Source organism: Marinobacter sp. DS40M6, from assembly GCF_028581595.1.
GTDB lineage: Bacteria > Pseudomonadota > Gammaproteobacteria > Pseudomonadales > Oleiphilaceae > Marinobacter > Marinobacter salarius.
In genome coordinates this window covers 178,517-200,982 of the sequence record NZ_JAFCAE010000003.1, presented here as the reverse complement: position 1 = coordinate 200,982, position 22,466 = coordinate 178,517, and the positions used below count along the sequence as shown (strand labels likewise).

Here is a 22,466-nt window from a genome sequence, read left to right as displayed (position 1 = left end):
ATCAAACATGTCTTGTTATATCACAGGGGCGTGCCAGAATAGGTATCAGAAACCCAATTTCCTGTTTACCGATGGTAGTTTAGGGCAATCGCCATGACATCGCGCACCGAGCGCATTCTTATTATCGATTCGGATGAACGTGCCCGCTCGGAACTGGGTCGATACCTTGAGGCCAGGGGATTCTACGTTACCGGTTATTCGGACCTGGCTTCCGCCCGTTCCCTGTTCGACGATAATATTCCGGACATCATTTTTGCCGACCTGTCGCCGGACGCCATTGGTGAGCTTGCCGGTCGACTGGAAGACGCGGAAACCTTCACCCCCATCGTTGCCTGCTATTCCACCGCAGATGCCTCCGAAATCGTCAATGCGCTGAGAGCGGGCGCGGCCGATATCGTACTTAAACCCTGTTCCGATGATCGTGGCGCCCTCGATGACGTTATTGGCAAGCTGTTTGATCGGGTGCGTGTGAACCGGCTCAACCAGCTTTACCGCCAGGAACTGGAAGAAGCGAACCGGGACTTGCGGGATGGCATTGCGGAATTACGCGCCGACCAGCGCGCCGGCCGTAAGGTCCAGCTCAGAATGTTGCCAGACCGGGAACAGGTGCTTTCCGGCTTTTCCGTCAATCACCTCATCAAGCCCTCGCTGTTTCTCAGCGGGGATTTCCTGGACTATTTCCGAATAACCGAAGACAAGGTGCTGGTGTATATCGCCGACGTGTCTGGCCACGGTGCCAGCTCGGCGTTCGTAACGGTGTTGCTGAAAAACCTGACCAACCGCCTCCAGCGCAATCTCAGGCGTGGCTCCAGTGATGACATCCTGTTTCCCGATCGTTTCCTTGAGCGGATTAATTCCGAACTGCTCGATACCGGGTTGGGCAAGCATGTAACGGTGTTCGTAGGCATCATATCAACGTCTGACAGGAGCCTTCGCTATTCGGTGGGCGCCCATTTCCCGATGCCGATCCTTTCCCTGGAGGGCGGCAGGACAGAGTTCCTCGAAGGCAGTGGCTTGCCGGTAGGGCTGTTCGAGACGCCGGAATGGGAGGTTTACGAAGTTCCACTGGACAAGCCGTTCCACCTGATTCTTTTCTCAGACGGTATACTGGAGGTCATCAAGGCCAAAAGCCTGGATGAAAAGGAAAAGACACTACTTGAACTCGTCTCGGGAGGTAGTCACACTATTGCTTCCCTGGGCGACGCTCTGAATCTCGACGAGATCACAGAGTTACCTGACGATATTGCTATCGTATCAGTAACGGATACCGATCCTGATACCAATGGCCCGACGTCGACATAGTGGCAGTGGATTCAATGGCTGGTTACAAGATCCTGCAAGCTGAAAAACAGGGCATCTATGTCCTTAAGTTTATTGGAGAAATCCGGCTGAACCTGTGTTCGACGCTGGACAATCTGGTTGAGTCCATTACCCAGGATCCTGACTTCAAGACGGTGGTTATTGATCTTACCGAAACCGAGATCATCGACAGCACCACCCTTGGGCTGCTGGCCAAGATTGCTATGGCTGCCCAGAAACGCAGTAATTTCCTGCCCACGATGATATCCACCAACCCTGATATAACCCGAATCATCACCTCCATGGGTTTCGACAAGATTTTCATCATTGTTCGCGAGCCTGCGTCCCGCATCGAAGAACTGGAAGAAATCCCCGTATTGCGCGCGAGCGAGCAGCAGGTCAGGGATAAGGTGTTGGAAGCCCACCGTGTGCTGATGGGCCTGAACAGCCGTAACCGGGAAGAATTCAAGAACCTGGTGCGTGCCCTGGAATGCGAGGAGTCCGGCTGAGCCCGGGGTCATCACTGCGTTCTCCATTCCTGCCGGCCGTTTACCGGGCTGAACCATAAAACATAACGGAACGACTATGCCTGAGAAAAATAACCGTGGGCCCACCGACGTTTCCCAGACCGGCCATGATGTAGCGGTTCTCGGTGGTGGCAGTTTCGGTTCTGCCATGGCCAAAGTGCTGGGGGAGAATGGCCATACCGTCCATTTCTGGATGAGGGACGAAGCCCAGGCGGATGAAATCCGCAACACCGGTATCAACAGCCGCTATATGCCGGATGTCACCCTAACTGGTGATATTCAACCGACTACCAGCCTGCCGGAAGCCGTCGGTAAGGCTGAAATTGTCTTTGTGGCCATTCCCAGCAAAGCCTTCCGCTCCGTCATTCGTGAAAACAGCTCTGAGTTCCGGGAAGGGCAGATCGTTGTCAGCCTGACCAAGGGCATCGAAGAGCATGGCTTCAAGCTGATGAGCGAAATCCTTCAGGAAGAAATTCCGCGTTCCCGCATTGGTGTGCTCAGCGGTCCCAATCTGGCTGGTGAAATCGTCAGTCAGGACCTCACGGCAACCGTTATCGCAGCCAAGGACCCTGACGTGCGCCGCACGGTTCAGGAACTGCTTGGCTGCGAATATCTGCGGGTCTACGCCAATGTGGATGTGTATGGCGTCGAGCTGGCCGGTGCACTGAAGAATATCTACGCCATCGTTGCCGGGCTGGCGTCAGCGCGGAATCTGGGAGAAAACGCCAAAGCGATGCTGATTACCCGCGGGCTGGCGGAAATGAGCCGGTTTGCGGTCAGCCTGGGGGCCAACCCCATGACGTTTATGGGCCTTGCGGGGGTAGGGGATCTTATCGTGACCTGTACGTCTCCGAAAAGCAGGAACTACCGTGTTGGTTACGCCGTAGGTAACGGCCAGGCGCTGGATGAGGCGGTCGCGGAGTTGGGCCAGGTGGCCGAGGGCATCTATACCCTGAAACTGGTCAAGGAGAAATCCGAGGCGATTGGTATCTACATGCCTTTGGTTCGAGGGCTCTATGAGATTCTTTACGATGGCGCCTCCATCAGTGCAGTGATCAACAGTCTGATGATGTCGGTCCAGAATTCAGATGTGGAATTCATTCTTCCACGAACCATCAGTCAGTAAGGTTCGGGTTAGCCGGAGGGAAAGCCAGTGCACTTGATCGTCATGCGCCATGGTGAGGCCGGTTGGCACACTCTCGACAGGGAGCGTGAGCTGACGGAGTTTGGTCGCCACGGGGTGGCGGACGTAGCCGCTCAGATTGCGGAGTCGCCCTGGCGCCCTGAGTTTATTTGGTGCAGCCCATTGGTCAGGGCCCGGCAAACCGCTGCGATTGCGTCTGAGATTCTGAATTGCCCGGTCACGGAAAAGGATTATATTACGCCGGATGATGATCCCGGCCGTTGTCTGGATGAGTTGATCGAATCCGCTCCCTCTCCGTTATTGCTGATTTCTCATATGCCCTTTGTTGGCAGCCTTTCGACACTCCTGGTGGATGGTCATCGTAAGGGCATCCCCTTTATGACCGCTCAGGCCGTGGTTCTCGAAATGCCTGTAGCAGGCCCAGGCTGCGCAGACTTGCGGGCACAATTCCTACCCTGAAATCTCTCATAAGACCTTTAAAATCGGTGCCCCAGCGCCCATAGTTTCTGTGAAACCACACAGGAATAACCTTTATGAGCCAGAAGCCCGAGACAATTGCGCAACAAGTGGAAAGTGCACAGGCTCCCGGAAAAGGCCTGCCACCGCTCGAAACATGGAACCCGGAGCTGTCCGGAGACATTGATATCGTGATTGCCCGTGACGGGCAGTGGCTGTATCAGGGCAAGCCCATCGGCCGGGACGCCATTGTTAAGCTGTTCTCGACGATTCTGCGGCAGGAAAGTGACGGGCACCATTATCTGGTGACGCCGGTTGAGAAGTGGCGGATCACTGTCGAAGATACGGCCATTCTTGCTCATTCTCTTGAAGTCTCTGGCAGTGGAAAGGATCAGGTTCTGTCAGTAACTACCAACACAGGAGAGACACTGTTAGTTGGGGACGAGCACCCTCTGCACATTGGGGTTTATGAAGGAACCAACGAGCCACGCCCGGTCATCGGTTTACGCCACGGTGTGGAGGCAAGGCTGGTAACGGCCGCTTATTACGATCTGGCCGACCGGGTGACTGAAGAAAGTTCCGGAGAAGATACCGTTATAGGTGTCTGGAGTAGCGGAAATTTCTATAAAATTGCCGATAACGGTTGAATTACCAGCCGCCGTCCCAACTAACTCACGGTAGAAAACGCAGTCTGACACTTGTTAAACTGTATTTTCGAACTTGTTACCGAGCCTGGCTCTCTAACGAGGCCCGGTGGTCGTAAGTCCCTCTGTGCAGTCTGGCTGTTCAAGATCACTTTCGATTGCCCAAATTTACATCAAACAGTCATTGCGACACGCAAGGAGATCACATGGCCCAACCTCGTGTTGTCACCATCCACTACACGCTCACCAACGACCAGGGAGAAGAGCTGGACTCCTCCCGTGTAGAAGGTCGCGAGCCTCTGTCCTATCTGGAAGGTGCTCAGAACATTATCGGCGGACTGGAAAATGCGCTGAACGAAAAGAACGCTGGCGATCAGGTTAAAGTATCTGTTGAGCCGGGTGAAGGTTACGGCGAAGTCAACGAAGAACTGGTCCAGCCGGTCCCACGTTCTGCGTTTGAAGGTGTCGACACCATCGAGCCGGGCATGCAGTTCCAGGCACAGACTCCGGGTGGCCCCCAGGTCGTTCGTGTCGTGGAAGTGGGCGACGAAACCGTCACCATCGATGCCAACCACCCGCTGGCAGGCCAGACCCTGCACTTCGACGTGGAAGTGGTTGAAGCGCGCGAAGCAACTGACGAAGAGCAAGAGCACGGTCACGCTCACTGATCTCGTCATAGTTGTTCATAAAAAAACGGCCCCTGTTGGGGCCGTTTTTTTTGCTATCCAGAACTATTTACATGTTCGGATAGTTCGGACCACCGCCACCTTCCGGCGTCACCCAGGTGATGTTCTGGGCCGGGTCCTTGATGTCGCAGGTTTTACAGTGAACGCAGTTCTGCGCGTTGATCTGGAACTTCTTGCCACTGCCGTCATCCGCTTCAACCACTTCGTACACGCCGGCCGGGCAGTAGCGCTGCGCAGGCTCGTTGTACTTCGGCAGGTTATCCTTAATTGGGATGTCCGGGTTGGACAGCTTCAGGTGAACCGGCTGATCTTCCTCATGGTTGGTGTTGGAGATAAACACCGAGGACAGCTTGTCGAAGGTCAGTTTGTTATCCGGCTTCGGATAATCGATCTTCTTGGCCTGGTCCGCAGGCTTTAGCGTGGCATAGTCGGGAGTCGTGTCGTGGAACGTAAACGGCAGACTGCTCCGAAGAATGTTCTGCTCGAAGTAGGCAATCGCGCCGCCCACGAAGTTACCGAACTTGTGCATGCCCGGGCTGAAGTTGCGCTCGGCATACAGCTCTTTATAGAGCCAGCTATCCTTGAAGCGCTCTTCGAAACTGGTGATTTCCTCACCGCTCTTGCCGTCCTTCAACGCTTCAAACACTGCCTCTGCGCCCAGCAGGCCGGATTTCATGGCGGTGTGGGAGCCCTTGATCTTGGAGCTGTTCAGGGTGCCGGCGTCACAGCCCAGCAGCAGGCCGCCCGGGAAGCTCATCTTCGGCAGGGAGTTGAAGCCACCTTTGGTGATGGCGCGGGCGCCATAGGCCACTCGCTTGCCGCCTTCCAGGTGTTTCTTGATCTCCGGATGCAGCTTCAGGCGCTGGAACTCGTCGAACGGGCTCATGTGCGGGTTGCTGTAGGACAGATCGCTGATCAGGCCAACGTATACCTGGCCGTTTTCCAGATGGTAAAGGAAGGAGCCACCGGTGGAGCCGGATTCGTTCAACGGCCAGCCAGTTGTGTGGATAACCAGGCCTGGCTCATGCTTGGCCGGATCGATGTCCCACAATTCCTTGATACCAATACCGTAGTGCTGAGGGTCTTTGCCTTCGTCAAGCTTGAAATCGTTGATCAGGCGCTTGCCCAGGTGACCACGGCAGCCTTCGGTAAACAGGGTGTACTTGGCACGTAGTTCCATGCCCGGCATGAAGCCGTCTTTTTCGGAGCCGTCACGGGCCACACCCATATCGCCGGTGATAATGCCCTTGACCTGGCCATCTTCTACGATGGTTTCGGAAGCGGCAAAACCGGGATACACCTCAACGCCCAGGCCTTCGGCCTGCTCGGCCAGCCAGCGGCACAGGTTGCCCAGGCTGATGATGTAGTTGCCGTGGTTGTGCATGTTCTTGGGCACAAAGGCGTTTGGAATCTTGGTGGCGCCTTCCTGGTTCTTCAGCAGGAAAATGTCATCACGGGTGACCGGCGTGTTCAGCGGTGCGCCTTTCTCTTTCCAGTCCGGGAACAGCTCGTTGAGGGCCGTGGGCTCAAACACTGTGCCAGCCATGATGTGGGCGCCGATCTCGGACCCCTTCTCAACGACGCAGACGGTCAGTTCCTGCTCGGCTTCCTGGGCCATCTGCATGACACGACAGGCTGCCGAGAGGCCAGCCGGCCCACCGCCGACGATCAGAACATCAAATTCCATCGATTCGCGTTCCACGTTGGTCTCCTCATCTGTTTTATAGTGATGCCAACAGGCAAATTCTTAGGGGCGTCATCATACCGGTAAAAGCTCGTATAGACGACTCCCTCAAAGCGAAAGCACCTGCCTTAATAGAGTAAAAGGATACCGCAATTGAATAATCAAACAAACGTTTGTTTGAAATTTGGGTCTACCTTTGGCATTGTTTGGTGGCACTGGGCCAAAACGTGTTTTTTGAATCGTTTTTTAGTATCGTCTCACGCTCAGGTGGAGTCAACAGGTGTTCATTGGCCATTGACGCGGCGGTGCAGCGTCTTTAGGGACTATTGACCCCGGTAGCCTTTGCCTGCAGTATTATGACGCCCTGACAGACAGCAGGTCCTGCAAGTATGTGCTGTTCTCAATTGTAAACTCATCGTAGAAGAACGAGGAATCTATGAAGGTTCTGGTCGCTGTAAAACGAGTAATCGACTACAACGTGAAGGTGCGCGTCAAGCCGGACAACACCGGCGTTGATCTCGCCAACGTCAAGATGGCAATGAACCCATTCTGCGAAATCGCTGTTGAAGAGGCGGTTCGTTTGAAGGAAAAGGGCGTTGCCAGTGAAATCGTGGTGGTATCCATCGGCCCGAAGGCCTGCCAGGAGCAAATCCGTACCGCTCTGGCACTGGGTGCTGACCGGGGTATCCACATCGAAACTGACGAAGAGGTTCAGTCTCTCGAAGCGGCCAAGCTGCTCAAGAGTGTGGTTGAGAAGGAAGAGCCCAAGCTCGTCATTCTTGGCAAACAGTCCATCGATTCCGACAACAACCAGACAGGCCAGATGCTGGCCGCGCTGACCGGTATGGGTCAGGGCACATTCGCGTCTGAAGTGGTTGTCGAAGGCGAGAAGGTCAACGTGACCCGCGAAGTCGACGGCGGCCTGATGACCGTGGCCCTGAACCTGCCGGCGGTTGTGACTACCGATCTTCGCTTGAACGAGCCGCGCTACGCGTCCCTGCCGAACATCATGAAGGCCAAGAAAAAGCCGCTGGATGCCATGAGCCCGGCCGATCTGGGTGTTGAGCTTGCTCCGCGTCTGTCCACCCTGAAGGTTGAGGCCCCGGCTTCCCGTCAGGCGGGTGTGAAGGTCGCTGACGTAGCTGAGCTGGTCGACAAACTGAAGAACGAAGCGAAGGTGATCTAAATGAGCATCCTTGTAATTGCTGAACATGATAACAGCAGCCTGAAGCAGGCTACCCTGAACGTAGTCGCAGCTGCCAAGGCTATTGGCGGCGACATCGACGTGCTGGTTGCCGGTGAGAACTGCGGCGCTGTAGGCGAAGCGGCTGCGAAGGCCGAAGGCGTTAACAAGGTACTGGTTGCCGACAACGCTGCGTACGGTCATTTCCTGGGCGAGAACCTGGGTGAGCTGGTTGCCGAAGTGGGCAAGGGCTACAGCCATATCCTGGCCGCTGCCGGCACCACGGGTAAAGACTTCATGCCGCGCGTTGCTGCGCTGCTGGACGTTGCCCAGGTATCTGACATCATGCGTGTGGAGTCCGAAGACACCTTCGTTCGCCCGATTTACGCTGGTAACGCCATTGCCACGGTGAAATCCGCTGACAGCATCAAGGTTATCACCGTACGCCCGACCGCCTTTGATCCGGTGGCTGGTGAAGGTGGCTCCGCCGCCGTTGAGCAGCTGGACGTGGTTAAAGACGCTGGCCTGTCCACCTTTGTCGGCGAAGAGCTGGCCAAGTCTGACCGTCCGGACCTGGGAAGCGCGGGTATCGTGGTTTCCGGTGGCCGTGGCATGCAGAACGGCGACAACTTCAAGATGCTGGAGCAGGTTGCCGATCTGATGGGCGCCGCTGTTGGTGCGTCCCGTGCGGCTGTTGACGCAGGCTTCGTGCCCAACGACATGCAGGTCGGCCAGACCGGTAAGATCGTTGCACCGCAGCTGTACATCGCGGTTGGTATCTCCGGTGCCATCCAGCACCTGGCCGGTATGTCTGACTCCAAGGTGATCGTTGCGATCAACAAGGACGAAGAAGCGCCGATCTTCCAGGTGGCGGATTACGGCCTGGTCGCGGATCTGTTTGAAGCGGTTCCGCAGCTTGAGGAAGAGTTGAAGAAAGTCCTGTAACTTTCTGACTCTACTAAAAAAGGCACCCTAGGGTGCCTTTTTTATTGCTCGTCTTTCGGCTTTTTTCGTGCCGTCAGCTGTTTTTCCTTCTTACCGAAAAACAGGGTGTCCGCCAGTATATGCAACGCCTTGTTGGTGGTGTGCACCGAGCGATAGATCTGGTCACTGGTCTGGTCGTGGGTTTCCCGCGCCCGATGGGCGTTTTCGCGGAACTCCTCATTGCTTGAAAAGCGGTCAATCAGGCTGAACGTTGTGGTGGTAATGGCCTTGTGAACCTTCTCTACCGCGCTGGTGCCATTCTTGACGGTTTCCTCCAGCAAGCGGGCCCGGTTTCGGGTTTCCATCAGATCCATCCGGGTTTTCTGGATATGGCTGTTGGCCGAAATCCGTTGGGAGTGAAGGATACGGAGAGTTCGGGTGTTGCGGCTGTGTTGCTGGAACGCAACCGCCATAAGCCCCGTTGAGATCACGATGGCGCTTAAACTGAGCAGTGATACGATGTCCATGGCGCCTCCTATCGGTATTCGAGCTTCATTTCCACGTCGATTTCCCGTTCGGCCAGTTCCAGTTCGAGCTCTTTCATGACTTCCTGATACACCAGCCGTTTCACCATCACCGGAAGACGGTCTGCCAACATGCGGGCTGACTTCGATTCGCGTTTTGCCAGGGCAATCGGATCTTTTACTCGCAGCGTAAGTATCAGCTCCGGTTCCCGTGTATTATCAGGGCCATAGCTCTCAGCCATCGCCTTGCCAATGGATCTTTGCTGGAGACGTACCTGCCAGAACAGCCAGGCGCTGAGAGTGGCAAGTATGAGGCTCAGTACCAGAAGCAGGGTGTTCAATGGGTTAACCTCCGGGATTCGGGTTCATTGAGTCTGACAGAGTGTGCAGTATCGGTACGATGATTCGATTGGCCGATGCGACGTTTTGTTGCAACCTCCAGGGAAATAAACGAAAGGATAGTGACATGATCTGGTTAAAAGCATTTGTCAGTGGCCTTCTTGCCACCCTGATCTTTCATCAGGGGCTGTTTGCCGTGTTTTATTTCGTGGGAATGGTGCCATCCGCACCCTTTAACATGGCTGCGGTTCCGCCGCTGGGTATTCCCGCTGTTTTCTCGCTGGCTTTCTTTGGCGGACTTTGGGGGATCGTGCTCTGGGCGATCCTTGGCCGCTTTGGCGGCTTTAAGTTCTGGTTGGGTAATGTAATAGTAGGCGCCATCGGGCCGACAGCCGTCGCCATGCTGGTGGTCTTCCCGCTGAAGGGCATCGCTGTCACCGCCCAGACCTGGGTTGGCGGGCTGATACTGAACGGCTTCTGGGGCCTGGGTGTAGCACTGTTCCTGGTATTGATGGGTGCAAAAGCGTCGCGGTCGACCGCCACCAATTCATAATTGATCCAAATGGATTAAGGACAACGAATGAGCACAAAGACTGACACCACCTACGACATCGTGGTATTCGGTGCCACCAGCTTCGTGGGGCAGATCCTTACCGGTTACCTGTTGGAGTCCTATGGTATCGGCAAAGACGTTCGCTGGGCCATCGCCGGACGCTCAGAAAGCAAGCTGGCCACCCTCAAACAAGGCCTGGGCCCGTCGGCGTCTGAGCTGCCCGTCATTGTGGCAGACGCCGCCGATGAAAGCGCCCTGAAAGCCATGTGTGACCAGACACGCGTGGTGATCTCAACCGTTGGTCCCTATGCCCTGTATGGCGAACCGCTGGTCAAAATCTGCGCTGAAACCGGTACGGACTATTGCGACCTTACCGGTGAAGTGCAGTGGATCCGCAAGATGGTGGACACCTACGAGGACAAAGCCAAGGCCTCCGGGGCCCGCATCGTCCATTGTTGTGGCTTTGACTCCATCCCATCAGACATGGGGGTATGGTTCCTGCAGGAAAAAGCTGCGGAAACCCTCGGCGCTCCGTGCCAGGACGTGCGGATGCGGGTCAAAATTGCCAAGGGCGAGTTCTCCGGCGGCACCGTGGCCAGCATGATGAACATCGCCAAGGAAGCGGCCGCCGACCCGAAACTGCGTAAGGAGCTGGCCAACCCGTTCTCGATCTGCCCGCCGGAGCACCGCTCCAAAACCCGTCAACCGAGCCTGAAAGGCGCAGAGTTCGATAACGACTTCGGTGTCTGGCTGGCGCCGTTCGTCATGGGGGCCATCAACACCCGGATCGTCCATCGCTCCAACGCTTTGCAGAACGCTCGTTATGGCAAGGAGTTCACCTACGATGAGGCCATGATGACTGGTCGTGGTGTGAAAGGTCGTCTCGCGGCTTACGGAATTACCGGCGCGCTTGGAGGTTTCTTCACCGCGTCTGCGTTCAAGCCAACTCGTTGGGTGGTGGAAAAGTTCGTGCCCAAGCCGGGCGAGGGCCCAAGCCCGGAAGCCCAGAAAAATGGCTTTTACGATCTGCGCTTTGTGGGCAAGACGACCGACGGCAAGATCATCAAGACCAAAGTCACGGGTGACCGCGACCCCGGTTACGGTTCAACCGGCAAGATGCTGGGCGAGGCAGGCATGAGCCTGGCGTTTGATGTACCGGCCGAAAAACAGGGCGGTTTCTGGACACCATCGTCGCTTCTTGATGGCAAGCTCTATGAGCGCCTGAGCAGCAAGGCTGGCCTGACCTTCGAAGTACTGGAAACCAGCTGAGGCCGCTAGGCCAGCCGGATGGTACGGTCGGAGGCGGGTAAGGCCTCCGGCGCGTGCCCCAGTGACACCACCGTTTTTCCTGCCAACCACTGCCTCATACCCATCGCAATGTTGTTCCGGGTTTCGGCGTCCACTCCGGTGAACGGTTCGTCCAGAATCAATAACGGCGCTTTGTTGAATAGCACCCGTGCCAGTGCAATACGCCGGGCTTCACCGCCAGATAACTGGCTACCCATGGAGCCCAGCCAAGTGTTCAGCTGTGCCGGTTCGTGGACAAACCGGTCTGCCATCGCCACCAGCTCCAAAACCCGCCAGAGCTCGGCATCCGTGGCGTCTGGGCGGCCGATCAGCAGATTGGCTTTCAGGGTGTCATCGAACAGTACGGTTTTCTGTGTCAGATAGGCCAGCGGTAACGCGTGAATACGCCCGACTGCCGGCGTCTCAAGGCCTGCGATGATATCCGCCAGTGAGGATTTTCCCGCGCCGGAGTGGCCAATGAGTCCCACCCATTCGCCCTTAGCGACCGCCATATCGAAATGACTGAGCACCGGCGCATGGTCGCTGAAACGGATCGTCACACGCTCGAGTTCCAGGGCACAGTCACTGCCATGTGGCTGTTGTTCGTGCGCACCTTGGGAGGGTTCTGGAGCGCAGTCCCGGTTGAGCGCCGCAGCAGATGCGAGCGTGCCCCCCAGGCGCGCGAATGCATCCGGAAGCATCGAATAGATTTCCTGTAAACCGAGGAGGGCGATTGGCAGCAGCACAACCATCGGGCCTGTCACGGCCCCCGCCTGGAACAGCTCTAGCCCCATCCACAGCGCGAGCACCACCGACAGGTTCACCATGACCTGGGATAGCCCCAGGTTCCAGCCGGTGCGTGTGTCAGTGCGGGCTTCGTTGCGGGTGATCTGGCCCGCCTGGCGCAGGCACAGGGCGGCATGTTTGCCAATGCGTCCTGCGGCGGTGAGTTCCCCGAAGCCCTCGATGTGCTCGATGACGTCTGTTCTTACCCGTTCGCGGGCCGCCGTCTGCTGGTAGACCAGATGCCGGGTTCGCAGGTAAACCAGCAGCGTTGCTACCAAAAATGCCGGTACCAGCACCAGAGCAAGGCCGACGGCCAGTTCCCCGCGATACATCAACCATGCGGCGATCAGCAGTATCGCCGTTACCAAGGCTGCGAGTGCCGTAGGTGCGATCAGGCGCAGGTACAGCGTGTCCAGGGCATCCACGTCATTGGTCAGGCGGGATAGCCATTGCGGGCCGCGTAAACGGGTTCTCCGGTCCCGGCCGGCGGTGGATAAACGCTCGAACAGGGCCACTCGGATATCCGTCAGCAGGCGCAGCACGGTATCGTGGTTGTACACCCGCTCGGCATACCGCGCGACCGTTCGCGCCACGGCAAAGAAGCGAATGCCACCACCAGGGACATACAGATTGATGGACGCCTGCACACCGGTTGCCAGCAGGATGCCGGAGAGCGCCGTGGCGGTAATAAACCAGCCCGACAATGCCAGCAGCCCCATACCCGCAAGCAGGGTGGCCAGTATGAGAATGCCGCCGGTCACCAGGCGACCGGGGCGACGGAAAATCAATGCCAACCAGGGGCCAAGCTCACGCATCTGCAACGCCTCCTTCCGTCACCAGCAAAGTACGGTTGGCCAGTGTCAGCAGTGCCTGGTGGTGAGTGGCGAAAACCAGGGTCTTACCGGCCAGCGCCAGCTTGTGCAGCGCTTCCAGCACGTATATTTCGCTGTCACTGTCCAGCCCCGCCGTGGGCTCATCCAGCAGTATCAGGTCGTAACTGGCCACAAATACCCGCGCCAGGCTCAAGCGGCGTGCCTGCCCGCCAGAGAGCCCCTGGCCGTCTTCGGTAATGGCGCTGTAGATTCCCCGTTCCCGACCCTTTATCAGGCTTTCCAGGCCAACGTGATGCAAGGCGGTTTCTATGGCGATGTCGGTCGCGTCCGGCGTGGTCAGGCGCAGGTTGTCGGCCCAGGTGCCATGCACCAGGAAGGGGGACTGACCCAGCCAGCCAAAGGCCTCGTCGCCGGCACGTTCTCCAAACACTGAAATACGCCCCCGGTCTGGTCGCATAAAACCGGCCAGCAGATGCAAGAGCGAGGTTTTACCGCCACCAGAAGGCCCGGTGAGGGCGATGACATCGCCTTTGTTGATCACCAGAGACACGCCGTCCAACACCGGTCTGGCGGCATCGTAGGCAAGAGCGACGTCACGAATGGCCACAATATCGGGAGATTCCGGCTGGTGACGGGGCTCTTCCTGCGGTTGTGGTTTCTCAACACCCTGCAACCGATTGACGATTTCAGAACTGGCACCCATCGCCGCAGCGCGATCATGATAATGCTGGGACAACAATCGCAGAGGCTGGAAGAACTCCGGGGCAAGCAGCAGGATCAACAACCCGGAGAACAGTGTCAGGTCGCTGGACGGTCCAAAGGTGATGTACCCCAGCAACCCGAAGCCGATGTAAATGGCCACGACGGCAATGGCCACGGAGGAGAAGAACTCCAAAACCGCTGAGGACAGGAACGCAATCTTCAGGGTTTTCATGGTGATGCGGCGGTATTCGTCAGATCGCTTGCGCAGGCTTTCTGCGGCAGGAGCGGTCTGGCCGAACAACTGCAGGGTGGTCAATCCCCGAACCTTATCCAGAAACTGGCCGGACAAACGACCGATGGTCTGGAAATGCTGCTGGTTGAGCTTTTCGGCACCCATCCCGACCAGTGCCATGAACAATGGTATCAATGGGGCGGACAGCAGGAGGAAGATCCCCGCGAGCCAGTCCAGTGAAAATACCACCACCAGGATCATCAGCGGCACCACCACCACGAGCATCATCTGGGGCAGGAAACGGGCGAAATATCCATGCAGGGCATCGGTGTGGTCAAGCCATTCCCGCGCCAGGGTGCCGGCGGAGGTCTGGCTCATCGAAACCGGCCCGCTGGCCTGCCAGCACCGGTTGATACTATGGCGAACCTCGCTACGCACCTCACGGCTGCAGCGGGCTGCGTAGCGGGCCTGTAACCCCTGAGCCACACCGCGGATCAATATCGCGATAATGGCACCGGTGAACAGCAGCGACAGTTCGGCCACCGGTATCTCATCGACAATACCCTGGTGAACAATGCCCGCCAGGAACGCCATTTGCGCGATGGTGGCAAGGGCCACCACAACGCCAGCCGATACCGTCGCCAGGATCAGCCGCCGGCTGTGGGCGGCAAGTGCCCCCAGCCAACGCTTTGACTCGGCTTGTTCAGCCACCTAGTGGTATCCCTCGCCAGCCCGTACCTTGCCCCGGAACACCCAATAGGTCCAGGCGGTGTAGACCAGCACAATGGGAATCACGAACAGCAGCCCCAGCAGCAGGAACAACTGTGAGCCGTACGCGGAGGAGGCGTCCCAGAGCGTGTATTCCGGCGGCACCACATAGGGCCAGCGGCTGACGATCAAGCCCAGGTAGGTAAAGATGAACAGCCCCACCGTGGCGACAAACGGCATGCCTTCAAACCGGTTCCGAACTGACCGGAAGATCTGAAAGGCACAGAGCAGGGCGAGCACGGGTAATATCCAGATAATGCTCAGATTGGAGAACCAGCGGTTTTTCACCGCTTCATCCACAAACGGCGTCCAGACGCTGATCATCGCGAACACGACCAACACACCGATCAGCAGCGGAATGGTGATCCGATACGCCCAGTCCTGCAGGCGGCCCTCGGTTTTCATGATCAGCCAGGTGGAGCCCAGCAACGCATAGCCGGCCATCAGACCGAAACCGGTCAGCACCGTGAAAGGGGTCAGCCAATCCAGCGCACCGCCGGTATAGACCCGGTTGGTAATCTCAAAGCCCTGGATATAGGCACCCACCACGGCGCCCTGGGCAAACGAAGCCACCGTGGAGCCACCGGCGAAGGCCCAGTTCCAGAGATAGCGCGAGGTTCTGGCCTTGAAGCGGAACTCAAACGCCACCCCGCGAAAGATCAGGCCGGCCAGCAGCAGGAATACACCAATGTACAGCGCCGGCAGAATGGTGGAGTAAACTAGTGGAAACGCCGCCAACAGGCCCGCCCCGCCAAGCACCAGCCAGGTTTCGTTGCCATCCCAGACCGGTGCCACCGTGTTCATCATGGTGTCCCGGTCTTCTTCTTTCGGCGCGAAGGGGAAGAGAATGCCAATGCCCAGGTCAAACCCGTCCATCAGCACATACATAATAATGCCGAAACCGATAATAAACGCCCAGATCAGGGCCAGATCGAACAGCTCCATAATCAGTGGCCTCCCTGGTTCAGTGGCTTTTGACGACCGTTATCATCAATCTCAAACGGCACATGGGTGGCCGAGAAGGGACGTTTCGGCCGTTCGGCTTCATGGCCTTCCTCTGCGTCTTCGTCTTCCATGCCCACGTACAGCACCCGCATCAGGTAATAGACACCGGAACTGAACACCAAAGCATAGACCACGATGTAGCCAATCAGTGAGAACAGCGCCATACCGCCGGTTAATGACGGCGTAACCGACTCGCTCTGGTTCATCAGCCCATACACCAGCCAGGGCGCGCGGCCAATTTCCGTGACAAACCAGCCGGCCAGTACCGCCACAAAGGGTGTCAGGCTCATAAAACGCAACCCTTGCAGGAACCAGGGGGTTTGCCAGTATCGGCCACCGGCCCGCAATACCAGGCCGGCCAGGCCAAAGAGGATCATCAGCATGCCCAGGCCAACCATCACCCGGAATGACCAGAACACGATTGCGACCGGCGGCTGCTCGTCCACCGTGACTTCGTTCAGCCCGGGCACTTCGCCGTCCCACTCATGGGTGAGGATCAGGCTGGCCAGGCTGGGAATGGCTACCTCGTACCGGTTGGTCTGGTTTTCCTGATCGGGAATCGCGAACAACAGCAGCGGCACATTACGCGAGGTTTCCCAGTTGCCTTCCATGGCGGCGACCTTCATGGGCTGGTGTTCCAGCGTGTTCAGGCCATGGAAATCCCCGATAACCGCCTGGGTGGGGGCAAGAACCAGAATCAGCCACAGGCTCATGGACAACGCGCGTCGGTTCGCCTCAACCTCACGTTTGCGAAGCAGATACCAGGCACTGACACCCGCTACCACGAACGAGCCAGTCAGGAACGAGGCCACCACCATGTGGGAAAAGCGATAAGGAAAGGATGGATTGAATATCGCCTCGCTCCAGGAGCTGACAAAGAACACCCCATCCCTGAATTCCGTACCGGCGGGGGTATGCATCCAGCTATTGGCTGACAGGATCCAGAACGATGATATAAAGGTGCCCGTGGCCACCATCACAGCCGCAAAAAGATGAACCCCGGCAGGTACCTTGTCGCGCCCGAACAGCAGCACACCCAGGAACGCCGCTTCGAGGAAAAAGGCGGTAACCACTTCATAACTCAGCATCGGCCCCAGGAAGTTGGCGGACGCTTGGGCAAAGTTGCTCCAGTTGGTGCCGAACTGGAAGGACATCACAATGCCCGACACCACGCCCATGCCAAACACCACCGCGAACACCTTGGTCCAAAAGGCAGAGAGTTTTGCCCAGGAAGGGTTGTTGGTTTTAAATGCCTGGCCCTCGAGCACTGCAATGTAGGACGCAAGCCCGATGGTAAACACCGGAAAGATAGCGTGGAAGGACACCACGAACGCAAACTGGATTCGCGACAGAAGGACGGGATCAAGTTCCATGCGGAACCTCCGGACACTACAGTGAACAGAATAAACGAGCTTGGCGCCCGCTTGGCCGCTGCCTTGGCTGGATTGTAGTGTTGTTTTACCGGCAGATAGTAGCCATGCTACCCGTAGCACAGGGAAAACCAAGGGACAGAATGTCGCACCCCTTGATTTAAAACAAGTATAGGAAGGCTCCATGGGTTTCTACGACGAGCGAGTACTGCCACACCTAATCGATTACTCCTGCTCAGTAGGGCAGGTAATGAAGCTGCGCAGCCAAGTGGTGCCGAAGGCAAACGGCACTGTGCTGGAAGTGGGTATGGGCTCGGGCATTAATCTGGAGTTCTACAACCCGGATACCGTTAGCCTCGTCTACGGCCTGGAGCCGTCCGAAGGCATGCGGCGAAAGGCACAGGCCAACCTGGCCAAATCCAGCGTTGCCGTGGAATGGCTGGACCTACCGGGCGAGCAAATTCCGCTACCAGACAACAGCGTCGACACGGTACTGCTTACGTTCACCCTATGCACCATCCCCGATTGGCGAGCCGCGCTGGATCAAATGAAGCGGGTACTCAAGCCCGACGGCGAATTGCTATTCCTGGAACACGGAGAATCGCCGGACGAGGGCGTGTGCAAATGGCAACACCGCATCACCCCAGGCTGGAAGAAAATCGCCGGAGGCTGCCACCTTAACCGACCGATTGCGGAACTGATCCGGGAAGCGGGGTTTGAGATCACCGAACTGGAAAACCTATACGTGCCCAAGGCCCCGAAATTCGCTGGCTATATCTACAAGGGCAGGGCGCGGAAGCCTCAGCAACCTAGCTAAAAACACCCCCACCGCAATCCCAATTGCGTTACCGGGCGCGGCCTTATACAATCCTGCCCCTCAAAAGCTCCTCACAACCCCCTCCGAATGCCCGGATGGTGGAATAGGTAGACACAAGAGACTTAAAATCTCTCGACCGTTAGGTCGTGCCGGTTCGATTCCGGCTCCGGGCACCAATTCAAAAGCAAGAAGCCGAATTGGCTTTATGCCGATCTGTTTATTGGGTGGAAAAGCGCCTTGCGAGCCACCAGCCGGCCACCATCGCCACCAGCATGGCAGCCAGGGGAGTGGTTAAACCCGCCATGGAGGCGAAGGCTGGCCCCGGACAATATCCTGATAATCCCCAGCCGATACCGAACAGCGCTGCACCGCCCATCAGTCGCCCGTCCAGATCACGGCGTGTGGGCAATTGAAATTTCTCCGTGAATAACGGATTCGATCGTTTAAAAGCCAGCTGATAACCAATAAAGGTGGTAACCACCGCACCGCCCAGGACGAATAGTAAGGTTGGATCCCAGGCGCCGGAAACATCGAGAAAATTCAGTACCCGAGCGGGGTCGGTCATGCCTCCAATCGCCAAACCAAGACCGAACAGTAGTCCGGCAAGGTAGCCTATGAGTACTTTCATACACCACCTCCTATCTGGTGACGAACCAAGTAAACCGTGGCCATGGCGACCAGAAGAAAGGTCAGGGTTGCGATCAGTGACCGGTGGGACAAGCGCGCCAAGCCGCAGACACCGTGGCCACTGGTGCAGCCACCACCGATTCCTGTGCCAATTCCGACCAGTAGCCCCGCCAGGAGCATCAACCCTACATCACCCGCAGGCGCACCAATTATCGCGTCGGGCTCGGCCGCGACATTGCCCAGATCAAGTTTCAGGATTACCAGGGCGAGCGGCCCGCTGACCAGGCCGAGCAAAAAGGCCAATCGCCAGGCGGAATCACCAGTAGGACGCTCCAACAATAAGCCAGAAACAATACCGCTTATCCCGGCGATGCGCCCGATGGTTGCCATCAGCAAAACGGCCGACAGACCGATTAATACACCGCCAGCCAATCCGGAGAGATTTGCCATCGTGTTCACATTTTGTCTCCTTTAAGGACTTCTTAGAAGCCAGTACATCACTGTTGAAAACGTCGCGCCCTTAGTGGGGTAGCCAATGCGTTATGGGGAGCAACGTTTAAGCAGCTTCATTACGTGGGCAGTTAGAACACTTGGGTACTCTGATGTTCATAAAATCTCCTGACGAGTGGTTCAGAAGCGATTAATGGGTATCTTTAGATAGGCTTGATCTTCATTCTCGGTGAAGAGCATCTGGCCAGCATTCATGTTCACCTGGATTGACGGAAGGAGCAGACGCGGCATTGCGAGTGTGGCGTCACGTTCGGTGCGCATCTTTACAAACTCATCCTCACTTATCCCTTCATGGACGTGGATGTTGTTAGCGGCCTGTTCTGCAACTGTGGTTTCGTGCTGATAGTATTCGCGGTCTGGTGCCTTGTAGTCGTGACACAGAAACAGGCGTGTCTTCGGCGGCAGAGCCAAGACTCTCTGAATCGAGCGATAAAGGGCACGTGCATTACCTCCCGGGAAGTCACACCGTGCGGTACCGTAATCCGGCATGAACAACGTATCGCCAACGAAGGCGGCATCGCCGATTACATAGGTTAGACATGCCGGGGTGTGTCCGGGGGTGTGCAGTACCCTTGCTTCAAGGCTGCCGATAGCAAAGGTATCGCCATCCTCGAACAACTGGTCGAACTGACTGCCGTCGCGAGCAAATTCAGTACCGGCGTTGAATACCTTCCCGAAAATGTGCTGCACCTTTTTGATGTTCGTGCCAATGCCGATGCGGCCCCCGAATTTTTCGTTGAGGTATGGTGCGGCGGACAAGTGATCGGCGTGAACGTGGGTTTCCAGAATCCACTCTACTGTTAGTTCTTCGTGCTGGACGAAATCTGCGATAGCGTTGGCCGAGTGCACACTTGTATGTCCTGCGGCATAGTCGAAGTCCTTGACTGAATCGATGATGGCGCAGGCTGTGCTTTCCGGATCCCTCACAACGTAACTGAACGTTTTGCTCGCCTCCTCAAAAAAGGCAGTAACCATCGGTCGACGCATCGGAATGCCTCCTGATTTTCTGGTGAGAAGTCATGCCGATATCGTAACTCACAAAAAGTTATAACAATATATCAATAATGAATTAGCGGGTGTCGGTCAATGATTTGTAAGAACAATAAAGCCAGCTTCATCTTGGTTGTCTTCAGCGATGAAAGGTCACTTCAAGTAATTTCACGAATGCAGGGGCGGTTTGTGGGGAGAGTTCACGGCGACCTGTAGCTGATCCACTGAGGCTGCAGGATTACTTTTCTGGGGTGAGCCATTGCCCGAAGGCTTCCATGCCTTCGGGGGTTCAAGCCTGTGAATATTATTCGGCTTATCTCAAACCGGCCTTCACGGCGCGGGCAGCATGCAACTTCTTATAGCTATCAACCAACCGCTGATGCTTCTCCAGACCTTCCAGCTGCATGCTTGTGGGTGTCAGGCCATGGAAGCGTACTTCGCCGCTGACTGAGCCAACCACGGCGGCCATGGTGTCTTCGCCGAACATGCGCTGCAGATTGGGCAGGTAGTCGGGCAGTTCCAGTTCGTCACTCAGGGTGATTTCCAGAACGGTGTTAACGGCACGGTAGAACAGGTTGCGCTCCACGGTGTTGTCGTTGAACTGCAGGAACATGTCGACAAATTCCTGGGCTTCTTCGTGCCATTGCAGGGCCAGGCAGATCAGCAGTTTCAGTTCCAGAATGGTGAGTTGGCCCCAAATTGTGTTCTCGTCGAACTCGATGCCAATCAGGCTGATGATGGTCATGTAGTTGTCGAGCTGGCTGGCTTCCAGGCGCTCGGCCAGGTCGGCCAGTTGATCATTGCTGAGGGCGTGGAGGTTGAGGATATCCTCGCGGTAGTCCAGCGCCATGTTGGTGTTGTCCCACACCAGATCTTCCACCGGGTAGACCTCGGAATAGCCGGGCACCAGGATGCGGCATACCGGCGCGCCCAGGTCTTCATGGGTGGCCACGTACACTTCTTTGCCAAGGTCTTCCAGAATGCCGAACAGGGTGCGGGCTTCTTCTTCGTTGGTGCCGGAGAAGTTCCACTCGCAGAATTCCAGGTCGGATTTGGCGTTGAAGAACCGCCAGGAAACGACGCCCGTGGAATCGATAAAGTGCTCGACAAAGTTGTTGGGTTCCGTCACCGCCTGGGTGCTAAAGGTGGGCGCCGGTACGTCGTTGAGGTTTTCAAAGCTGCGGCCCTGCAGCAGTTCGGTCAGGCTGCGTTCCAGCGCCACCTCGAAACTCGGATGCGCGCCGAAAGAGGCAAACACACCGCCGTTTCGCGGGTTCATCAGTGTCACGCACATAACCGGGAATTGGCCGCCCAGGGAGGCATCTTTCACCAGGATCGGGAAGCCCTGTGCTTCCAGAGCATTGATGCCCTCAACAATGTGCGGGTATTTATCCAGCACACTCTGCGGCACGTCCGGCAGCGCCATTTCCTCTTCAATGATCTGCTTCTTGACGGCGCGCTCGAAGATTTCAGACAGGCACTGTACCTGGGCTTCTGGCAGGGTGTTGCCCGCGCTCATGCCGTTGCTGAGGAACAGGTTCTCGATCAGGTTGGAGGGGAAATACACCGTTTCGCCGTCGGACTGGCGTGCGAACGGTAACGACACGATGCCCCGTTCGGTCTTGCCAGAATTGGTGTCTATCAGGTTGGACCCGCAGAGTTCGTCTTCCGGGTTGTAGATGGCCAGACAGTGGTCATCTAGGATGCCGTCGGGCAGCTCGTCGTCCGGCCCTGGCTTGAACCATTTTTCGTTGGGGTAGTGGACGAAATCGCTGTTGGCGATGTCTTCGCCGAAGAACTGGTCGTTGTAGAAGAAATTGCAGCTCAGGCGTTCGATGAATTCACCCAATGCCGAGCATAGAGCGCTTTCCTTGGTAGCACCCTTGCCGTTGGTGAAGCACATCGGGGAGGCGGCATCGCGAATGTGCAGCGACCACACGTGGGGCACGATGTTGCGCCAGGAGGCGATTTCGATCTTCATGCCCAAGTCCGCCAGTATGCCGCTCATGTTGGCGATGGTCTGTTCCAGCGGGAGGTCCTTGCCCTCGATGTAGGTGCTGGTGTCACCTTCCGGGGCCATCAGCAGGGCCTGGGCGTCTTCGTCGAGGTTTTCGACGGTTTCAATCTGGAACTCGGGGCCGGTCTGTACCACTTTTTTCACGGTGCAGCGGTCAATCGAGCGCAGGATGCCCTGGCGGTCCTTGTCGGAAATGTTTTCCGGCAGTTCCACCTCGATTCTGAAAATCTGGTTGTAGCGGTTTTCCGGGTCGACGATGTTGTTCTGCGACAGACGGATGTTTTCGGTGGGAATGTCCCGCGCCTTGCAGTAAACCCGCACAAAGTACGCCGCACAGAGCGCCGATGACGCCAGGAAATAATCGAACGGGCTGGGCGCCGAGCCGTCGCCTTTGTAGCGAATGGGCTGGTCCGTAACCACGGTGAAATCGTCAAACTTGGCCTCAAGCCTGAGGTTTTCGAGAAAATTAACTTTGATTTCCATGAACAGCGTACCGGGTTTGCAGAATTGAGCGGGCTTTCGAAAGCCGGAGGGCCATTATCCAGTTTTTGCCGCCCTG

22 protein-coding genes and 1 tRNA gene are annotated in these 22,466 nt (G+C 56.8%); 12 read left to right on the top strand and 11 right to left on the bottom strand.

The genetic code is table 11. The features are described from left to right. The first annotated feature begins 93 nt into the window (after nucleotides 1–93). The 6 genes from JJO78_RS08605 to JJO78_RS08580 all read left to right on the top strand — a co-directional run bounded on the left by JJO78_RS08605 (nucleotide 94) and on the right by JJO78_RS08580 (nucleotide 4,738). Entirely contained in the window at nucleotides 94–1,302 is a 1,209-nt protein-coding gene (locus tag JJO78_RS08605) for a PP2C family protein-serine/threonine phosphatase (RefSeq protein ID WP_085680588.1), read from the top strand. 14 nt (nucleotides 1,303–1,316) lie between these two features. Next, nucleotides 1,317–1,808 carry an STAS domain-containing protein gene (locus JJO78_RS08600; RefSeq protein ID WP_036207409.1) on the top strand — a complete coding sequence of 164 codons (492 nt, stop codon included), beginning with the start codon at nucleotides 1,317–1,319 and terminating at the stop codon, nucleotides 1,806–1,808. A gap of 76 nt (nucleotides 1,809–1,884) precedes the next feature. Next, complete coding sequence (locus tag JJO78_RS08595; protein WP_041333371.1) at nucleotides 1,885–2,952, top strand: NAD(P)H-dependent glycerol-3-phosphate dehydrogenase; 1,068 nt, start codon at nucleotides 1,885–1,887, stop codon at nucleotides 2,950–2,952. Between the two features lie 27 nt (nucleotides 2,953–2,979). Beyond that, the gene (locus JJO78_RS08590) at nucleotides 2,980–3,429 is read left to right on the top strand and encodes a SixA phosphatase family protein (protein ID WP_036207403.1); all 450 of its coding nucleotides are present in this window, start codon (nucleotides 2,980–2,982) and stop codon (nucleotides 3,427–3,429) included. Nucleotides 3,430–3,503: 74 nt separating this feature from the next. Continuing rightward, nucleotides 3,504–4,073, top strand: a complete 570-nt coding sequence (locus JJO78_RS08585) for a DUF1285 domain-containing protein (RefSeq protein ID WP_041333372.1) — start codon at nucleotides 3,504–3,506, stop codon at nucleotides 4,071–4,073. Between the two features lie 203 nt (nucleotides 4,074–4,276). Next, complete coding sequence (locus JJO78_RS08580; RefSeq protein WP_007152117.1) at nucleotides 4,277–4,738, top strand: FKBP-type peptidyl-prolyl cis-trans isomerase; 462 nt, start codon at nucleotides 4,277–4,279, stop codon at nucleotides 4,736–4,738. A gap of 67 nt (nucleotides 4,739–4,805) precedes the next feature. Here JJO78_RS08580 and JJO78_RS08575 read toward each other — a convergent pair whose 3' ends face one another. Continuing rightward, nucleotides 4,806–6,458 (bottom strand): electron transfer flavoprotein-ubiquinone oxidoreductase, encoded by a 1,653-nt coding sequence (locus tag JJO78_RS08575; protein ID WP_036207395.1) that lies wholly within the window; start codon nucleotides 6,456–6,458, stop codon nucleotides 4,806–4,808. A 418-nt stretch (nucleotides 6,459–6,876) separates the two neighbouring features. Here JJO78_RS08575 and JJO78_RS08570 point away from each other — a divergent pair, with 418 nt between their 5' ends. Together JJO78_RS08570 and JJO78_RS08565 are read left to right on the top strand one after the other, a co-directional pair. Beyond that, the gene (locus tag JJO78_RS08570; protein ID WP_036207392.1) at nucleotides 6,877–7,626 is read left to right on the top strand and encodes an electron transfer flavoprotein subunit beta/FixA family protein; all 750 of its coding nucleotides are present in this window, start codon (nucleotides 6,877–6,879) and stop codon (nucleotides 7,624–7,626) included. Next, nucleotides 7,627–8,568 carry an electron transfer flavoprotein subunit alpha/FixB family protein gene (locus JJO78_RS08565; protein ID WP_036207389.1) on the top strand — a complete coding sequence of 314 codons (942 nt, stop codon included), beginning with the start codon at nucleotides 7,627–7,629 and terminating at the stop codon, nucleotides 8,566–8,568. It begins immediately after the preceding gene. Between the two features lie 41 nt (nucleotides 8,569–8,609). Here the strand turns inward: JJO78_RS08565 and JJO78_RS08560 are convergent, their stop codons facing one another. Together JJO78_RS08560 and JJO78_RS08555 are read right to left on the bottom strand one after the other, a co-directional pair. Next, entirely contained in the window at nucleotides 8,610–9,074 is a 465-nt protein-coding gene (locus JJO78_RS08560; RefSeq protein WP_273623347.1) for a hypothetical protein, read from the bottom strand. Between the two features lie 8 nt (nucleotides 9,075–9,082). Continuing rightward, on the bottom strand, nucleotides 9,083–9,412 hold the full coding sequence (locus JJO78_RS08555) for a hypothetical protein (protein ID WP_036207383.1): 330 nt from the start codon (nucleotides 9,410–9,412) through the stop codon (nucleotides 9,083–9,085). A 125-nt stretch (nucleotides 9,413–9,537) separates the two neighbouring features. Here JJO78_RS08555 and JJO78_RS08550 point away from each other — a divergent pair, with 125 nt between their 5' ends. Continuing rightward, nucleotides 9,538–9,963 carry a hypothetical protein gene (locus tag JJO78_RS08550; protein ID WP_041333373.1) on the top strand — a complete coding sequence of 142 codons (426 nt, stop codon included), beginning with the start codon at nucleotides 9,538–9,540 and terminating at the stop codon, nucleotides 9,961–9,963. Between the two features lie 27 nt (nucleotides 9,964–9,990). Beyond that, nucleotides 9,991–11,232 carry a saccharopine dehydrogenase family protein gene (locus JJO78_RS08545; RefSeq protein ID WP_273623343.1) on the top strand — a complete coding sequence of 414 codons (1,242 nt, stop codon included), beginning with the start codon at nucleotides 9,991–9,993 and terminating at the stop codon, nucleotides 11,230–11,232. Between the two features lie 5 nt (nucleotides 11,233–11,237). On the opposite strand, the gene cydC is transcribed toward JJO78_RS08545, so the two are convergent. The 4 genes from cydC to JJO78_RS08525 are packed head-to-tail and all read right to left on the bottom strand — an operon-like array spanning nucleotide 11,238 to nucleotide 16,949. Continuing rightward, on the bottom strand, nucleotides 11,238–12,851 hold the full coding sequence (gene cydC, locus JJO78_RS08540) for a thiol reductant ABC exporter subunit CydC (RefSeq protein ID WP_273623342.1): 1,614 nt from the start codon (nucleotides 12,849–12,851) through the stop codon (nucleotides 11,238–11,240). Beyond that, on the bottom strand, nucleotides 12,844–14,514 hold the full coding sequence (cydD, locus tag JJO78_RS08535; RefSeq protein ID WP_273623341.1) for a thiol reductant ABC exporter subunit CydD: 1,671 nt from the start codon (nucleotides 14,512–14,514) through the stop codon (nucleotides 12,844–12,846). Before cydD ends, cydC begins: the two co-directional genes overlap by 8 nt. After that, entirely contained in the window at nucleotides 14,515–15,516 is a 1,002-nt protein-coding gene (gene cydB, locus JJO78_RS08530) for a cytochrome d ubiquinol oxidase subunit II (RefSeq protein WP_273623339.1), read from the bottom strand. A gap of 2 nt (nucleotides 15,517–15,518) precedes the next feature. Then, complete coding sequence (locus JJO78_RS08525; protein WP_273623338.1) at nucleotides 15,519–16,949, bottom strand: cytochrome ubiquinol oxidase subunit I; 1,431 nt, start codon at nucleotides 16,947–16,949, stop codon at nucleotides 15,519–15,521. A gap of 181 nt (nucleotides 16,950–17,130) precedes the next feature. On the opposite strand from JJO78_RS08525, the gene JJO78_RS08520 reads away from it, so the two are divergent. Together JJO78_RS08520 and JJO78_RS08515 are read left to right on the top strand one after the other, a co-directional pair. Beyond that, a complete protein-coding gene (locus tag JJO78_RS08520) occupies nucleotides 17,131–17,763 on the top strand; it encodes a class I SAM-dependent methyltransferase (RefSeq protein ID WP_273623337.1) in 633 nt (210 codons plus the stop codon). A gap of 89 nt (nucleotides 17,764–17,852) precedes the next feature. Next, nucleotides 17,853–17,939, top strand: a tRNA-Leu gene (locus JJO78_RS08515). Between the two features lie 41 nt (nucleotides 17,940–17,980). Here JJO78_RS08515 and JJO78_RS08510 read toward each other — a convergent pair. The 4 genes from JJO78_RS08510 to JJO78_RS08495 all read right to left on the bottom strand — a co-directional run bounded on the left by JJO78_RS08510 (nucleotide 17,981) and on the right by JJO78_RS08495 (nucleotide 22,390). Next, a complete protein-coding gene (locus JJO78_RS08510) occupies nucleotides 17,981–18,391 on the bottom strand; it encodes a DUF6691 family protein (protein ID WP_126812642.1) in 411 nt (136 codons plus the stop codon). Continuing rightward, on the bottom strand, nucleotides 18,388–18,840 hold the full coding sequence (locus tag JJO78_RS08505) for a YeeE/YedE family protein (RefSeq protein WP_198324937.1): 453 nt from the start codon (nucleotides 18,838–18,840) through the stop codon (nucleotides 18,388–18,390). The genes JJO78_RS08510 and JJO78_RS08505 overlap by 4 nt, the downstream gene beginning before the upstream one ends. Nucleotides 18,841–19,020: 180 nt before the next feature. Further along, nucleotides 19,021–19,887 (bottom strand): MBL fold metallo-hydrolase, encoded by an 867-nt coding sequence (locus tag JJO78_RS08500; RefSeq protein WP_085680613.1) that lies wholly within the window; start codon nucleotides 19,885–19,887, stop codon nucleotides 19,021–19,023. Between the two features lie 316 nt (nucleotides 19,888–20,203). After that, complete coding sequence (locus JJO78_RS08495) at nucleotides 20,204–22,390, bottom strand: OsmC domain/YcaO domain-containing protein (protein WP_136633356.1); 2,187 nt, start codon at nucleotides 22,388–22,390, stop codon at nucleotides 20,204–20,206. Between the last annotated feature and the right edge of the window lie 76 nt (nucleotides 22,391–22,466).

Coding starts and splice junctions, on each gene's coding strand:
- JJO78_RS08605 (WP_085680588.1), top strand. CDS start 94: ATGACATCGCGCACCGAGCGCATTCTTATTATCGATTCGGATGAACGT.
- JJO78_RS08600 (WP_036207409.1), top strand. CDS start 1,317: ATGGCTGGTTACAAGATCCTGCAAGCTGAAAAACAGGGCATCTATGTC.
- JJO78_RS08595 (WP_041333371.1), top strand. CDS start 1,885: ATGCCTGAGAAAAATAACCGTGGGCCCACCGACGTTTCCCAGACCGGC.
- JJO78_RS08585 (WP_041333372.1), top strand. CDS start 3,504: ATGAGCCAGAAGCCCGAGACAATTGCGCAACAAGTGGAAAGTGCACAG.
- JJO78_RS08580 (WP_007152117.1), top strand. CDS start 4,277: ATGGCCCAACCTCGTGTTGTCACCATCCACTACACGCTCACCAACGAC.
- JJO78_RS08570 (WP_036207392.1), top strand. CDS start 6,877: ATGAAGGTTCTGGTCGCTGTAAAACGAGTAATCGACTACAACGTGAAG.
- JJO78_RS08565 (WP_036207389.1), top strand. CDS start 7,627: ATGAGCATCCTTGTAATTGCTGAACATGATAACAGCAGCCTGAAGCAG.
- JJO78_RS08560 (WP_273623347.1), bottom strand. CDS start 9,074: ATGGACATCGTATCACTGCTCAGTTTAAGCGCCATCGTGATCTCAACG.
- JJO78_RS08550 (WP_041333373.1), top strand. CDS start 9,538: ATGATCTGGTTAAAAGCATTTGTCAGTGGCCTTCTTGCCACCCTGATC.
- JJO78_RS08545 (WP_273623343.1), top strand. CDS start 9,991: ATGAGCACAAAGACTGACACCACCTACGACATCGTGGTATTCGGTGCC.
- cydC (WP_273623342.1), bottom strand. CDS start 12,851: ATGCGTGAGCTTGGCCCCTGGTTGGCATTGATTTTCCGTCGCCCCGGT.
- cydB (WP_273623339.1), bottom strand. CDS start 15,516: ATGGAGCTGTTCGATCTGGCCCTGATCTGGGCGTTTATTATCGGTTTC.
- JJO78_RS08525 (WP_273623338.1), bottom strand. CDS start 16,949: ATGGAACTTGATCCCGTCCTTCTGTCGCGAATCCAGTTTGCGTTCGTG.
- JJO78_RS08520 (WP_273623337.1), top strand. CDS start 17,131: ATGGGTTTCTACGACGAGCGAGTACTGCCACACCTAATCGATTACTCC.
- JJO78_RS08510 (WP_126812642.1), bottom strand. CDS start 18,391: ATGAAAGTACTCATAGGCTACCTTGCCGGACTACTGTTCGGTCTTGGT.
- JJO78_RS08505 (WP_198324937.1), bottom strand. CDS start 18,840: ATGGCAAATCTCTCCGGATTGGCTGGCGGTGTATTAATCGGTCTGTCG.
- JJO78_RS08500 (WP_085680613.1), bottom strand. CDS start 19,887: ATGCGTCGACCGATGGTTACTGCCTTTTTTGAGGAGGCGAGCAAAACG.
- JJO78_RS08495 (WP_136633356.1), bottom strand. CDS start 22,390: ATGGAAATCAAAGTTAATTTTCTCGAAAACCTCAGGCTTGAGGCCAAG.